We start from the raw sequence: 12911 nt of genomic DNA on the forward strand, positions 1-12911 counted from the left end.
CACCGTCAAGCAAAACGCCGAAAATGCACAGCAGGCCAACCAGCTCGCCGTCGCCGCGTCCGACGTTGCGGTGCAGGGCGGCAGCATCGTGTCGCAGGTGGTGCAGACCATGGAATCAATCAATGCCTCGTCGCAAAAGGTGGTCGACATCATCAGCGTGATCGACGGCATCGCCTTCCAGACCAATATCCTCGCGCTGAACGCAGCGGTCGAAGCCGCCCGCGCCGGCGAGCAAGGTCGCGGCTTTGCCGTGGTGGCGTCGGAAGTGCGCAGCCTGGCCCAGCGTTCGGCCAGCGCCGCCAAGGAAATCAAGGTGCTCATCGGCGACTCCGTCGGCAAGGTCGAGAACGGCAGCAAGCTGGTCGAGCAGGCCGGCGTGACCATGCACGACATCGTCACCAGCATCCGCCGCGTCACCGACGTCATGTCCGAAATCACCAGCGCCAACAGCGAGCAGAGCAGCGGCATCGAACAAGTCAACGAAGCAATCATCCAGATCGACGACATGACCCAGCAGAACGCCGCGCTGGTCGAGCAAGCCGCCGCTGCGGCGCAGTCGCTGCAGGACCAGGCCGCCAACCTGACCGCGCTGGTCAGCGTGTTCAAGCTGGATGCTCGTCAACTGAACGCGCCGCCGCCAACGCAGCGAACCATCGATATCACGCCCATGCATCCGGAATTGCCGGGTGCGGTGACGGCGTAACAAGTAGTGCAAGTCTTGTCTCTTGTAGAATGCTTTCGGTAGTTCAGTTGATCTTTTAGCCAAGACGCCATCGACACGGCCTGCCTGCCTTCATTGCCAGGCAGGCCGTGTTTTTGTCTCAGCCGGTTTCATCCCTTTTTTGCGCACTTCCGACTCCTGGAGAATCTCATGAACGATCTGAAGAACGATGTAGACAGCCTGGCGGGCACGACCGGCCTGCTCGACGCCGGCAATCGCATGATCAAGACCGACACGGTCGGCCTGACCGCCGGCGAAGTCAGCGTGACCGTCAACGGCCAGAAAGTGCCGGCCTATCGCGCGCAGCCGGAAGGCAAGACCAACCTGCCGGTGATCCTGGTGATTTCCGAAATCTTCGGCGTGCATGAGCACATCGCCGACATCGCGCGCCGCTTCGCCAAACTCGGCTACCTGGCGATTGCGCCGGACTTCTTCGTGCGCCAGGGCAATCCGGCGGCGTATCCAACCATTGCCGAACTGAACAAGGAAATCATCTCCAAGGTGCCCGACGAGCAAGTGTTCGGCGACCTCGACGCTTATGTGGCATGGGCCGGCCAGAATGGCGGCAATCCGGACAAGATCGGCATCAACGGCTTTTGCTGGGGCGGCCGCATCGTCTGGCTCTACAGCGCGCGCAACCCGAAGATCAAGGCCGGCGCCGCATGGTACGGCCGCATCGTCGGGGAGAAATCGGCGCTGCAGCCGCAGCATCCGATCGACATCGCGCCGACCCTGAAAACGCCGGTGCTCGGCTTGTACGGCGGCAAGGACGGCGGCATTCCGGTGGCGACCGTAGAGCAGATGAAGGAAGCGCTGGCCAAGACCGGCAACAAGTCGGAGTTCGTGGTGTTCCCGAATTCGGGTCACGCCTTCAACGCCGACTATCGTCCAAGCTACGTCGAGGCGGATGCCAAGGAAGGCTGGAAGCGTGCGGTGGAATGGTTCAAGTCGCACGGCGTGGTCTGATCCCAATATGTATATAGCCAGTACGAGCCAGTGCGAGCGAGTAGGGGCGGCCCGACGGGTTCACGCCATGCCTGCGCCAGTTTTTGGGGATGCCCGCACTGATTTGGATCAACTGCTTGCACTGAGGACGGATTTTTCCGTCCTCTTTTTATTTGTCCGGCAACAAAACGCGTGTATTCCTTATTTGCCGGACATGGCACGCAGATTGCTAGTTTGAAGATTGAGTAGAAGCGGCTAGCCGTCGATCCAAATACCATCGACTGTGGGGCATTGCTCGTGACGCCATCGGAATGAACCGGTGGCACCTGTGAATTTATAGGACACGAGAAATGCTGCGCCCCTCTCCGCTCTCATGCTGCTCAAGCCATATTTCCCCCGCCGCGCTCTGCGGCAGTTCCTTTTCTCCTGAATATTCTCCACGCCGTGCTGCGCCGTTGCTTCTTCAAGGGGGCTCGCGATGACGACCGTGCGCGACGCTTTCATGACGGCGGCGCAAACCGCTGCGCTGCTGAACTTGCGCGTGGCGGCCATCCGTGAAGATGGCCGCGATATCCGCGTCTTCGACCTCGCTGCAGAGGATGCGCGCCGCCTGCCGGCGTGGACGCCCGGCGCGCATATCAAGCTGTCGCTGCCCGGTGGGCTGGAGCGTTGCTATTCCCTGTGCAACACGCCCGGCGAGGACAGCTTCTATCGCATCGCGGTCAAACGCGAGGCGGCATCGCGCGGCGGCTCGGCCTGGCTGCACGAACAAGCCGGCGTCGGCACGCAACTGCTCGTCGGCGCGCCGGTCAACGCCTTTCCTTTGCACGACAGCGAACATCCCGTCGCGCTGTTTGCGGCCGGTATCGGCATCACGCCGATTTACGCCATGGCCGCCGACTTGCTGTATCGCGGACGCGCCGCGCAACTGCACTACTTCGCGCGCAGCGTGGAGCACGCCGCCTTCCTCTCCCCGTTGTCGCAGCCGGCCATGGCCGGGCACTGCCACTTCCGTTTCGGCCTGAATGCGGACGACGTCGGTGTCGTCGTTGCCGCCAGGCTGGTCCTGTTGCCGCGCACAACTCCTTTGTATATCTGCGGTCCGGCGCCGTTCATTGCGCAGGTGCGCGAACAGGCTGCGCAACTTGGCTGGCGCGACGCCGACGTGCACTTCGAACTGTTCGCCGCCGCGACACCGGCAAGCGATGCGCCCGCAACGCAAGACCGCGTATTCGAACTCGTGCTGCAACGCTCCGGCGTGCGCTGCATGGTGCAGCCGGGACAAAGCATCGTTGCTGCCGCCGCGACGGCCGGTGTGCAGATCGGCACTTCGTGCGGCGAGGGATTTTGCGGCAGCTGTCAGACCGCGGTGCTGGCAGGCGTTCCTGATCACCGCGACAGCGTGCTGACCGAAAAGGAACGGGCCTCCAACCAATGCCTGATGCCTTGCGTATCACGCTGCCGCAGCGAACGCCTCGTGCTGGATATCTGATTTTCGATTGAAGTACAACAACCCACCTGAAAGGAAGGCCATGAGCAAGCGAACATCCCTCATCCGCATTGCCGCAGCACTGGCAGGCGCACTGGCGTTGCAGGCAGCAGCCGGCGTGCAGGCGCAGGAAAAGGTCACCGTCCTGAGCAACTGGTACGCGCAGGCCGAACACGGCGGTTTCTATCAGGCCGTCGCCAAAGGCATCTACAAGAAGTACGGCATGGACGTCACCATCAAGATGGGCGGCCCGCAGGTCAACAACATGCAAATCCTGGTGGCCGGCCAGGCCGACTTCAGCATGGGCTACGACTTCACCGTACTGAAGGGCATTGAGCAGGGCTTGCCGCTGGTGACGGTCGGCACCTCTTTTCAGTCCGATCTGCAAGGCATGATGACCCACGCCGACGTAGCTAATCTCGGTGCGCTGAAGGACAAGACGATTCTCGTGGCCGGCTCCGGACAATCGAGCTGGTGGCCGTGGTTGAAAGCCAGGTACGGCTACACCGACGCCCAATCGAAGGCCTACACCTTCAACCTGCAACCGTTCTTCGCCGATCCGAACACCGTACAGCAGGCTTATCCATCGTCGGAATTGTTCCAGGCGGAAAAGTCCGGCGCCAAGGCCAATTTCTTCCTGTTCGCGCAAGAAGGCTATCCGCCTTACGGCACCACCATCATCACGCTGCAAAAGATGGTGGCGACCAAGCCTGATCTGGTGAAGCGCTTCGTCAAGGCCACCGCCGAAGGCTGGAAGAGCTATCTGGAAGATCCGTCTGCGGGTAACGCGCTGATCAAAAAAGACAACAAGGAAATGGGCGACGAGCAACTGGCATACGCGGTCAGGAAGCTCAAGGAACTGAAAGTCGTCACCGGTGGCGATGCCGCCAAACAAGGCATCGGCATCATGACCGACGAACGCTGGAAGAAGACCTACGAAACCATGGTCGCCACCGGTTTGCTGAAGGCCGATGTCGACTGGCACAAGGCGTACACCACGCAGTTCGTCAAAGACATGCATGTGATGCCTTGATGTCCCGATGATTTGATCATTGCCTGGCGGCCTGCATCGCTTGTTGATGCAGACCGGATGTCCGAAGTTCATGCGTGAGGACGCCATGATTCCCTACACACCACCCAAGACCGCGCAGCGCCTGCCGGTCATCGATTTCGCAGATGCGTTTTCAAACGATCCAGGCAAGCGTGAAGCCGTCGCTTGGGAGATCCACAAGATCGCCCGCGACGTCGGTTTCTTTTACCTGGTCAATCACGGCGTGCCGCAAAGCCTGGTCGATGGGCAGTTCGACTGGGCGCGCCGTTTCTTCGCGGCGCCGGATGCGGTGAAGCGCGGGGTCGACATGTCCCTGTCGCCAGCTGGTTTCGGCTATGAACGTATCGGCACGCAGGCGCTTGACGACGGCCCGACCGATCTCAAGGAAGGCTTCCAGTTCGGCACCGACCTGCCGTCTGATCATCCCTATGTGCAGAAAGGCGTGCTGCGCTACGGTCACAATCTCTGGCCGCAGGAGTTGCCCGGCATGCGCGCACATGCGCAGCAATACCATGCCGCCATGAGCGTTCTGTCGCAACGCTTGCTGTCGATCATCGCGCTGTCGCTGCAACTGCCCGAGGACTTCTTCAATTTCGCACTCGGCACGCCGATCGCGACACAGCGCATGCTGCACTATCCGCCGCAGCCCGCCGACGCCCAGCACAACCAGATCGGCGCCGGTGCGCATACCGATTGGGGCCTGGTCACCATCCTCGCGCAAGACGACATCGGTGGCCTCGAAGTGCGCAATGCCGACGGCGATTGGGTGCGTGCGACGCCGATACCCGGCAGCTTCGTGGTCAACATCGGCGACTTGCTGCAGCGCTGGAGCAACGACATCTATCACAGCAACGCGCATCGCGTGCGCAACGACAACCCCGCGCCGCGCTATTCGCTGCCGTTTTTCATGGACGGCGATCACGCGGTGACGGTGTCGTGCCTGCCGTCCTGCTGTTCCGACGAGCATCCGGCGCGCCATGCGCCGTGCACCATCGGCGACTACCTCGCGCAGAAAGTGCAGGAAACTTTCGGCGCCGCCAGCGTACTGGCTGCGGCGTCGTGATTTGATTGGATTCGCGGCGAAGGCGACCATGATGGCGCGCCGGCTGCTCGGCCATGTCTCTGCTGGAGCAGTAGCAGGAGCAAGACAGGGCTGGTTTTAAAGGAGTTGCATCATGCTGGTTACGAAACAGAAAGTCTTGCGCAAGTTTTGGTACGCAGTCATGCCGATTGCCATGCTGGAAGACGGCCCGAAACCTTTCACGCTGCTGGGCGAGAATATCGTCGTCTGGCTCAAGTCGCCGGGCAAGCCGGCAGCCTTGCAGGATCGTTGCTGCCACCGCACCGCGAAACTGTCGAAAGGTTTTGTCGACAACGGCAACATCGTCTGCGGCTATCACGGCTGGACCTTCGACTGCGCCGGCGCCTGCGTGCGCGTGCCGCAGAACGCCGACGGCTCGGTGCCGGCCGGCGCGATGGTGCAGTCGTATTACTGCGAAGAGCGCTACGGTTACGTGTGGGTGGCGCTGGAGAAACCGCTGCGCGACATTCCGTTCTTTCCGGAAGAAACCACGCCGGGTTACCGCCGCATCTTCCAGTTCTATGAACGGTGGGAAACCAGCGCGCTGCGCATGATGGAAAACTCCTTCGACAATTCCCATTTCAGCTACGTGCATCGCGGCACCTTCGGCCTGTACGACCAGCCCAAGCCGGAGAAGTACGAGATCAACGAAACCGATTACGGCTTCGAGGCGGAAACGCTGGTGCCGATCAAGAACGTACCGGCCAGCTACCGCGTCACCGGCACCACCGACGACACCACCATGCGCCACATGTTCAACCGCTGGTATCTGCCGTTCTCGCGCCGCTTCGGTTGCCAGTATCCGAGCTCGGGCCGCCACCACATCATCTACAACTGCGCCACGCCGATCGACGACGGGTCCATCATGCTGGCGCAATGGCTGTACCGCAACGACACGGAAGAGGACTGCGCCGAAGCCGACCTGATCGCCTGGGACGCGCCGATTCTGGTGGAAGACCGCGAGATCCTGGAGGCCACCGATCCCGACGCCTGCATCGACGTGCGCCGCAAGCAGGAATTCCACATGGCGTCCGACCGACCGGGCCTGATCATGCGTCGCATGCTGTTGCAGTTGTTGGAAGAGCATGGCGAATCCGAAGTTTTCCGCAGCAAAGACTAGAGGCCGGGAGCAATGATGAAACGAGACGATCACGCAATACCGCAACTGGCGGCCTGGGAGCAGGGCGTTGCCGATTCGGCAGCTGTCACTGATGCGGTGCTGAGCGCACAGCGGGTGGAGAAGACTTATCGCAACGGCACCCGCGCGCTGGACGAGGTGAGGCTGGACATCCGGCGTGGCGAGTTCGTCTCGCTGCTGGGTCCGTCCGGCTGCGGCAAGAGTACGCTGCTGAAAATGTTCGCCGGGCTGGAAGAGCCGTCGCATGGCCACATCCGTTGGTGGGGCAAGAATCTGGCGACGGTGGGCACGCCGGATCGCACGCTGGCGATGGTGTTCCAGGAAGCGACCCTGATGCCTTGGGCATCGGTGGAACAGAACGTGCGACTGCCGCTCGATCTCAAGCATATGCCGCGCGCCGACAGCGACGTGCGTGTACAGGATTCCCTCAAGCTAGTGGGACTGGATCGTTTCCATGATGCCTATCCGCGCGAGTTGTCGGGCGGCATGCAGATGCGTGCTTCGATTGCGCGCGCACTGGCGACGCGGCCGAACCTGTTGCTGATGGATGAACCCTTCGGCGCGCTCGACGAGTTCACGCGCAACAAGCTCGACGCCGACCTGCGCAAGATCTGGAGCCAGCAAGACCTGACCGTGGTGTTCGTCACGCACAGCATTTACGAGGCCGTATATCTGTCGAGCCGCGTGGTGGTGATGGCGGCGCGGCCGGGACGCGTGATTGCCGATGTACCGATCGAGGCGCCGGGAGCCGGCGGCATGCGCGACGACGCTTTTCGCATCTCGCCGGAATTCATGGGCTATTGCAAGATCCTGTCCGATTACCTGACGCTGGCCAACCAGGAAAACCAGGAAGGAGGGGCGCATGACTCCGCTCATCACTAATCCCGGATTCTTGCGCGTTGCTGCGCCGTTGATGATCGGCGTGGTGTTGCTGCTGGCGTGGCAGCTGCTCTGCACGGTGCTGGAGGTGCCGGTCTATCTGGTGCCGACGCCATTGGTGATTGCCAAGACGCTGGCGGCGGATTGGGGTTTGTTGTCCGATTCGCTGCTGGTGACGCTGAAGATCACCTTCATGGCCTTCGTGCTGTCGGTGCTGCTGGGCGTGGCGATTGCATTTGTGTTCGTGCAGAGCCGCTTCATCGAGGTCAGTTTCTTCCCGTATGCAATCATCCTGCAGGTAACGCCGATTGTCGCCATCGCGCCGCTGATCATCATCTGGGTCAAGGAACCGACCTTCGCACTGGTGATTTGTGCGACGATCATGGCGCTGTTCCCGATCATCTCGAATACCACGCTGGGACTGCGCAGCGTCAATCCCGGATTGCTCAACCTGTTCAAGCTGAACAAGGCGTCGCGCTGGCAGACCCTGCGCCGGCTGCGCATCCCGAGCGCTTTGCCGTACTTTTTCGGTGGCTTGCGGATTTCCAGCGGGTTGGCGCTGATCGGTGCGGTAGTGGCGGAGTTCGTCGCCGGCACCGGCGGCACCGGGTCGGGGTTGGCGTATCAGATCCTGCAGGCGGGTTTTCAGCTGAATATTCCGCGCTTGTTTGCAGCGCTGTTCCTGATTACCGTGACCGGGATCGCGTTGTTCCTCGCCATGATGGCTTTGTCGCGCGTGGCGCTGGCCGGATGGCATGAAAGCGAAATGGGTTAAATGAATATGCAGACGAATATGCAGACAATGACGACTTCTTTCTTGATCAGCAACATCGACGCCATCATGACCGGATTGCCCGGCGCGGCGGCCCGTCATGCCGGACCGGACATCCGCGTGGTTGACGGCGTGATCGGCGCCATCGGCAAGCTGTCGCCGCTGCCGGGTGAGGCGATAGTCGACGCCACGGATTGCATCGCGTATCCGTCGTGGGTGAATACGCATCACCATTTGTTCCAGTCCATGCTCAAGGGCGATCCCGCGGGCATCAACGCCTCACTGACGCCGTGGCTGGCGGCAACGCCGTATCGCTATCGCGCCAGGTTCGACGAGAAGCTGTTCCGCCTGGCGGCGCGCATCGGGCTGGTGGAGCTGATGCGTTCCGGTTGCGGCACCGTGGCCGATCACAATTACCTGTACTACCCGGGCATGCCCTACGACACCTCGGCGATTCTGTTCGAAGAAGCCGAAGCGCTCGGCTTGCGCTTCGTGCTGTGCCGCGGCGGCGCGACGCAGACGCGTCAGTTGGAGGCTGAATTGCCGGCGGCATTGCGTCCCGAGACGCTGGACGGCTATCTGGGCGACATGGAGCGTCTGATCAAGCTCTACCACGATCCATCGCCGGCGGCGATGCGCCGCGTCGTGATGGCGCCGACCACGCCGCTGTATTCGGCGACGCCGGAAGAGCTGCGCACCATGGCAGGATTCGCGCGCCGGGCCGGCGTGCGTTTGCACAGCCATCTTTCGGAAACCGTGGGTTACCAGGACACCGCGCACGGCAAGCACGGATGCACGCCGGTGGAATTCGCCGAGCGCTGCGACTGGCTCGGCAGCGATGTCTGGTTCGCTCATCTGGTCAAACTCGATCCCTCGGAAATCGCTTTGCTCGGCAAGACCGGCACCGGTATCGCCCATTGCCCGCAAAGCAACGGCCGGCTTGGCAGCGGCATCGCGCCGATCCGACAACTCGAAGAGGCCGGCGTGCCGGTCTCCATCGGCGTCGACGGCGCGGCCTCCAACGAGGCGGCCGACATGCTGTCGGAGACCCATGCGGCTTGGCTGATGCAGCGCGCGCGGCGCGGCCAGGAAGCGACGCCGTCGTATGCGGGCGGCAAGTTCGAAGGCGGCGCCGATGCGGCGACGGTGGAAGACGTGGTGCGCTGGGGCAGCACCGGCGGCGCGCGGGTGCTCGGCCTTGGCGACCTCGATGGCTTGCGTGTGGGACAACAGGCCGACATCGCCTTGTACCGCCTCGACGACCCACGCTATTTCGGCTTGCACGATCCGGCTCTGGGGCCCGTGGTGGCCGGCGGCCGTCCCTTCCTGAAGGCCTTGTACGTGGCCGGCAGGGCGGTGGTCGAGGACGACATCATCGCGGGCGTCGATCTGGAGGCGCTGGGCCGCGAGGCGCGCGCCGCCACCCGACGCCTTGGGGTGCAGCGCTAAAACTGCTAAAATGGCGGGCATGATCAAGCGACGCAATGCCCCTCCCGCCACCCCTTCCGACGCTGCAGCCCTGGCGCCGGAATCCTCCGATATCATTGCCAGTCAGGAAAAAGCCGCACCGCTCAAGGCCGAGCTCGACCTGACCGATCATTTCCTGATAGCAATGCCGTCAATGCTGGACCCGGTTTTCGGCGGCACCGTCGTCTATCTGTGCGAACACAACCAGAACGGCGCGCTCGGCGTGGTCATCAACAAGCCGACCGACATGACCATGGATGTCCTGTTCGACCGCATCAATCTCAAGCTGGAAATCATCCACGACACGCCCGAAGCCAAGCCCGGGCTGTACCGCAGCCAGGTCATGTTCGGCGGGCCGGTGCAGGTCGAGCGCGGCTTCGTGCTGCATAGCGCGATGGACCAGTTTTCGTCGACCCTGCAGGTGACCGAGGGCATTTCTCTGACCACCTCCAAGGACGTGCTGGAAGCGGTCGCGCATGGCGACGGCCCGGAACAGGTGCTGGTCAGCCTAGGTTGTTCGGGCTGGAGCGCCGGCCAGTTGGAAGAAGAACTCGGTCGCAACGGCTGGCTCACGGTCAAGGCCGACCCCGCCATCATTTTCGACTTGCCGGTGGAGCAGCGCTTCACTGCTGCGCTGGCCTTGCTGGGCATCGACCCGGTCATGCTCAGCGGCGATTTCGGCCGCGCCTGAACGGGACCTCGTGGAAACGCTCCTGGCCTTCGACTTCGGCTTAAAGCGCATCGGCGTGGCAATCGGCAATACCCTGATCAAGCAAGCCCAGCCGCTCACCATCATCAGCGCCGCCACCAACGACGCCAAGTTCGCCGAACTCGGCAAGCTGATCAGCGAGTGGACGCCGGCACGCTGCATCGTCGGCCTGCCCAGCCATCCGGACGGCGCCGAGCATGAAATGACCGTACGCTGCCGCCGCTTCGCCAATCAATTGCACGGACGCTTCGGCGTCGAAACGGTGCTGGTGGACGAACGCTATTCGTCGGCCGTCATCGAACAGCGCCGCGGCGAGCATATCGACGCCGAGGCCGCCGCCATCATTTTGCAGCAATATTTTGACGATACCCATGAGCACAACTAATCCTTCTTCGCCGCTCGATGCGGAAGCGCTGTACGCCAGGCTGGCGCAGCAGGTCAAAGCCGGTTTGCAAGGCGCCGAACAGGTCGCCATCGTCGGCATCCATTCCGGCGGCGCCTGGCTGGCCGAACGCCTGGCCGCTGAACTGGGCCTGGCCGAGCGCCTGGGCTTCGTCGATGTTTCCTTCTACCGCGATGACTTTTCCGAGAAGGGTCTGCGCGCCGATGTGAAGCCCAGCCAGGTTCCCTTCGATGTCGAGGGCGCCACCATCCTGCTGGTCGACGACGTGCTCTACACCGGCCGCACCACGCGCGCGGCCATCAACGAGCTGTTCGACTATGGCCGCCCGGCGCGCGTGCTGCTGGCGGCGCTGGTGGATCGCGGCGGCCGCGAGCTGCCCATTGCTGCGGACTTTGTGGCGGCCTCGGTCGAACTGAGCAAACAAGAAAACCTGCAACTGCAACGCGCCGACGACGGCCGATTTTCCCTGACGGTGGTCCATGCTTAATCCACAACTGAACAAGAACGGCGAACTGCAACATCTGCTGACCATCGAAGGTCTGCCCAAAGCGATCATCACCAACATCCTCGACACTGCATCGTCCTTCGTCAGCATCGGCGACCGCGAAGTGAAAAAGGTGCCGCTGATGCGCGGCAAGAGCGTCTTCAACCTGTTCTTCGAGAACTCCACGCGCACCCGCACCACCTTCGAGATCGCCTCCAAGCGCCTGTCGGCTGACGTGATCAACCTCAACATTTCTGCTTCGAGCGCCAGCAAGGGCGAGTCGCTGCTCGACACCATCGACAACCTGGCGGCGATGCACGCCGACATGTTCGTGGTGCGCCATTCGCAATCGGGTGCGCCTTACCTGATCGCCAAGCACTTGATCGATACAAAGCAGTCGCACGTGCACGTGGTCAACGCCGGCGACGGCCGCCATGCGCATCCGACGCAGGGCTTGCTGGACATGTACACGATCCGTCACTACAAGAAGGATTTCACCAACCTGCGCGTGGCCATCGTCGGCGACATCCTGCACAGCCGCGTGGCGCGTTCCGACATTCACGGCCTGACCACGCTGGGCGTGCCGGAAGTGCGCGCCATCGGCCCGCGCACCCTGCTGCCGAGCGGTCTCGAACAGATGGGCGTGCGCGTCTTCCACAACATGGAAGAAGGCTTGAAGGCCGGAACGCCTGGCGCTGGCCAAGCCGGACGCCATCGTGATGCACCCGGGCCCGATGAACCGCGGCGTCGAGATCGACTCCGCCGTGGCGGACGGATCGCAAGCCGTGATCCTGCCGCAGGTGACCTTCGGCATCGCGGTGCGCATGGCGGTGATGAGCATCGTCGCAGGCAACTAAGCAATAACGAATTCAACGCGGACAAGAGTGGAACAGAGCGCATGAAACTGCATATCAAGAACGGCCGGCTGATCGATCCTGCCAACAACATCGACGCGCAACAGGACGTCTTCGTGGCCGACGGCAAAGTTGCCGGCATCGGCCAGGCGCCCCGGCCCTTCACGGCCGACAAGACCATCGATGCGAGCGGCCTGGTGGTCGCTCCCGGCCTGGTCGACCTGAGCGCGCGCCTGCGCGAGCCGGGTTACGAATACAAGGCCACGCTGGAATCCGAAATGCAGGCGGCGATGCAAGGCGGCGTGACCAGCCTGCTATGCCCGCCCGACACCGATCCGGTGCTCGATGAGCCCGGCCTGGTCGAGATGCTCAAGCATCGCGCCAAGTCGCTCAACCAGGCGCATGTGTATCCGCTGGGCGCATTGACCATGGGTCTCAAGGGCAAGGCCCTGACCGAAATGGCCGAGCTGACCGAAGCCGGCTGCGTCGGGTTCTCGCAGGCCGATGAGCCGGTGCTGGACACTACGGTGCTGCTGTCCGCGCTGCAATATGCCAAGACCTTCGACTACACCGTGTGGCTGCGTCCGCAGGATCCCCACCTCGGTCGCCACGGCATCGCGCACAGCGGTCCGGCGGCGTCGCGCCTGGGTTTGTCGGGTGTGCCGGTGATGTCGGAGACCATCGCTCTTTACACCATCTTCGAACTGGTGCGCGCCACCGGCGCACGCGTCCACCTGTGCCGCATGTCGTCGGCGGCCGGACTTGAGCTGGTGCGCGCGGCCAAGCGTGAAGGCCTGCCGGTCACCTGTGACGTCGGCGCCCATCACATTCATTTGTCCGACATGGACATCGGCTTCTTCGATTCCAATGCGCGCGTCAACCCGCCGTTCCGTTCGCAACGCGATCGCGATGCGATCC

At 62.6% G+C, this 12911-nt stretch carries 13 protein-coding genes and 1 pseudogene; all 14 read left to right on the plus strand.

Annotation, left to right across the window (positions count from 1 at the left end):
• Window positions 1-703: methyl-accepting chemotaxis protein (locus tag HLUSI_RS0112680; RefSeq protein WP_016834326.1), on the plus strand; the 703-nt coding region annotated here is incomplete at its 5' end.
• Between the two features lie 168 nt (window positions 704-871).
• A complete protein-coding gene (locus HLUSI_RS0112685; RefSeq protein WP_016834327.1) occupies window positions 872-1687 on the plus strand; it encodes a dienelactone hydrolase family protein in 816 nt (271 codons plus the stop codon).
• A gap of 457 nt (window positions 1688-2144) precedes the next feature.
• Window positions 2145-3158 carry a PDR/VanB family oxidoreductase gene (locus HLUSI_RS0112690; RefSeq protein WP_016834328.1) on the plus strand — a complete coding sequence of 338 codons (1014 nt, stop codon included), beginning with the start codon at window positions 2145-2147 and terminating at the stop codon, window positions 3156-3158.
• 40 nt (window positions 3159-3198) lie between these two features.
• Window positions 3199-4188: an ABC transporter substrate-binding protein gene (locus HLUSI_RS0112695; protein ID WP_016834329.1), complete on the plus strand. Its 990-nt coding sequence runs from the start codon at window positions 3199-3201 to the stop codon at window positions 4186-4188.
• 70 nt (window positions 4189-4258) lie between these two features.
• Window positions 4259-5269, plus strand: coding sequence for an isopenicillin N synthase family dioxygenase (locus HLUSI_RS0112700; RefSeq protein WP_238533992.1), 1011 nt, complete (start codon window positions 4259-4261; stop codon window positions 5267-5269).
• A gap of 112 nt (window positions 5270-5381) precedes the next feature.
• Window positions 5382-6407, plus strand: a complete 1026-nt coding sequence (locus HLUSI_RS0112705; RefSeq protein WP_016834331.1) for an aromatic ring-hydroxylating dioxygenase subunit alpha — start codon at window positions 5382-5384, stop codon at window positions 6405-6407.
• 15 nt (window positions 6408-6422) lie between these two features.
• Window positions 6423-7307, plus strand: coding sequence for an ABC transporter ATP-binding protein (locus HLUSI_RS0112710; RefSeq protein ID WP_083830935.1), 885 nt, complete (start codon window positions 6423-6425; stop codon window positions 7305-7307).
• Window positions 7288-8079 (plus strand): ABC transporter permease, encoded by a 792-nt coding sequence (locus HLUSI_RS0112715; RefSeq protein ID WP_016834333.1) that lies wholly within the window; start codon window positions 7288-7290, stop codon window positions 8077-8079. Before HLUSI_RS0112710 ends, HLUSI_RS0112715 begins: the two co-directional genes overlap by 20 nt.
• A 27-nt stretch (window positions 8080-8106) precedes the next feature.
• Window positions 8107-9525 carry an amidohydrolase family protein gene (locus HLUSI_RS0112720; protein ID WP_029363463.1) on the plus strand — a complete coding sequence of 473 codons (1419 nt, stop codon included), beginning with the start codon at window positions 8107-8109 and terminating at the stop codon, window positions 9523-9525.
• Window positions 9526-9535: 10 nt separating this feature from the next.
• Complete coding sequence (locus tag HLUSI_RS0112725) at window positions 9536-10234, plus strand: YqgE/AlgH family protein (protein ID WP_016834335.1); 699 nt, start codon at window positions 9536-9538, stop codon at window positions 10232-10234.
• Window positions 10235-10244: 10 nt separating this feature from the next.
• A complete protein-coding gene (ruvX, locus tag HLUSI_RS0112730; RefSeq protein ID WP_016834336.1) occupies window positions 10245-10637 on the plus strand; it encodes a Holliday junction resolvase RuvX in 393 nt (130 codons plus the stop codon).
• Window positions 10624-11142, plus strand: a complete 519-nt coding sequence (gene pyrR, locus HLUSI_RS0112735) for a bifunctional pyr operon transcriptional regulator/uracil phosphoribosyltransferase PyrR (protein WP_016834337.1) — start codon at window positions 10624-10626, stop codon at window positions 11140-11142. The genes ruvX and pyrR overlap by 14 nt, the downstream gene beginning before the upstream one ends.
• Window positions 11135-11996 (plus strand): annotated as a pseudogene (locus tag HLUSI_RS31595) (aspartate carbamoyltransferase catalytic subunit). Before pyrR ends, HLUSI_RS31595 begins: the two are co-directional and overlap by 8 nt.
• A gap of 41 nt (window positions 11997-12037) precedes the next feature.
• The coding region (locus tag HLUSI_RS0112740) for a dihydroorotase (RefSeq protein WP_029363464.1) at window positions 12038-12911 on the plus strand (874 nt) is incomplete at its 3' end.

The organism is Herbaspirillum lusitanum P6-12 (genome assembly GCF_000256565.1).
GTDB classification, from domain to species: domain Bacteria; phylum Pseudomonadota; class Gammaproteobacteria; order Burkholderiales; family Burkholderiaceae_D; genus Herbaspirillum; species Herbaspirillum lusitanum.

Bases quoted from the DNA above. Each gene is read 5' to 3' on its own strand.
- pyrR (WP_016834337.1), top strand. From the start codon at position 10,624: ATGAGCACAACTAATCCTTCTTCGCCGCTCGATGCGGAAGCGCTGTAC.
- HLUSI_RS0112685 (WP_016834327.1), top strand. From the start codon at position 872: ATGAACGATCTGAAGAACGATGTAGACAGCCTGGCGGGCACGACCGGC.
- HLUSI_RS0112710 (WP_083830935.1), top strand. From the start codon at position 6,423: ATGAAACGAGACGATCACGCAATACCGCAACTGGCGGCCTGGGAGCAG.
- HLUSI_RS0112720 (WP_029363463.1), top strand. From the start codon at position 8,107: ATGACGACTTCTTTCTTGATCAGCAACATCGACGCCATCATGACCGGA.
- HLUSI_RS0112700 (WP_238533992.1), top strand. From the start codon at position 4,259: ATGCGTGAGGACGCCATGATTCCCTACACACCACCCAAGACCGCGCAG.
- HLUSI_RS0112690 (WP_016834328.1), top strand. From the start codon at position 2,145: ATGACGACCGTGCGCGACGCTTTCATGACGGCGGCGCAAACCGCTGCG.
- HLUSI_RS0112695 (WP_016834329.1), top strand. From the start codon at position 3,199: ATGAGCAAGCGAACATCCCTCATCCGCATTGCCGCAGCACTGGCAGGC.
- HLUSI_RS0112725 (WP_016834335.1), top strand. From the start codon at position 9,536: ATGGCGGGCATGATCAAGCGACGCAATGCCCCTCCCGCCACCCCTTCC.
- HLUSI_RS0112705 (WP_016834331.1), top strand. From the start codon at position 5,382: ATGCTGGTTACGAAACAGAAAGTCTTGCGCAAGTTTTGGTACGCAGTC.
- HLUSI_RS0112715 (WP_016834333.1), top strand. From the start codon at position 7,288: ATGACTCCGCTCATCACTAATCCCGGATTCTTGCGCGTTGCTGCGCCG.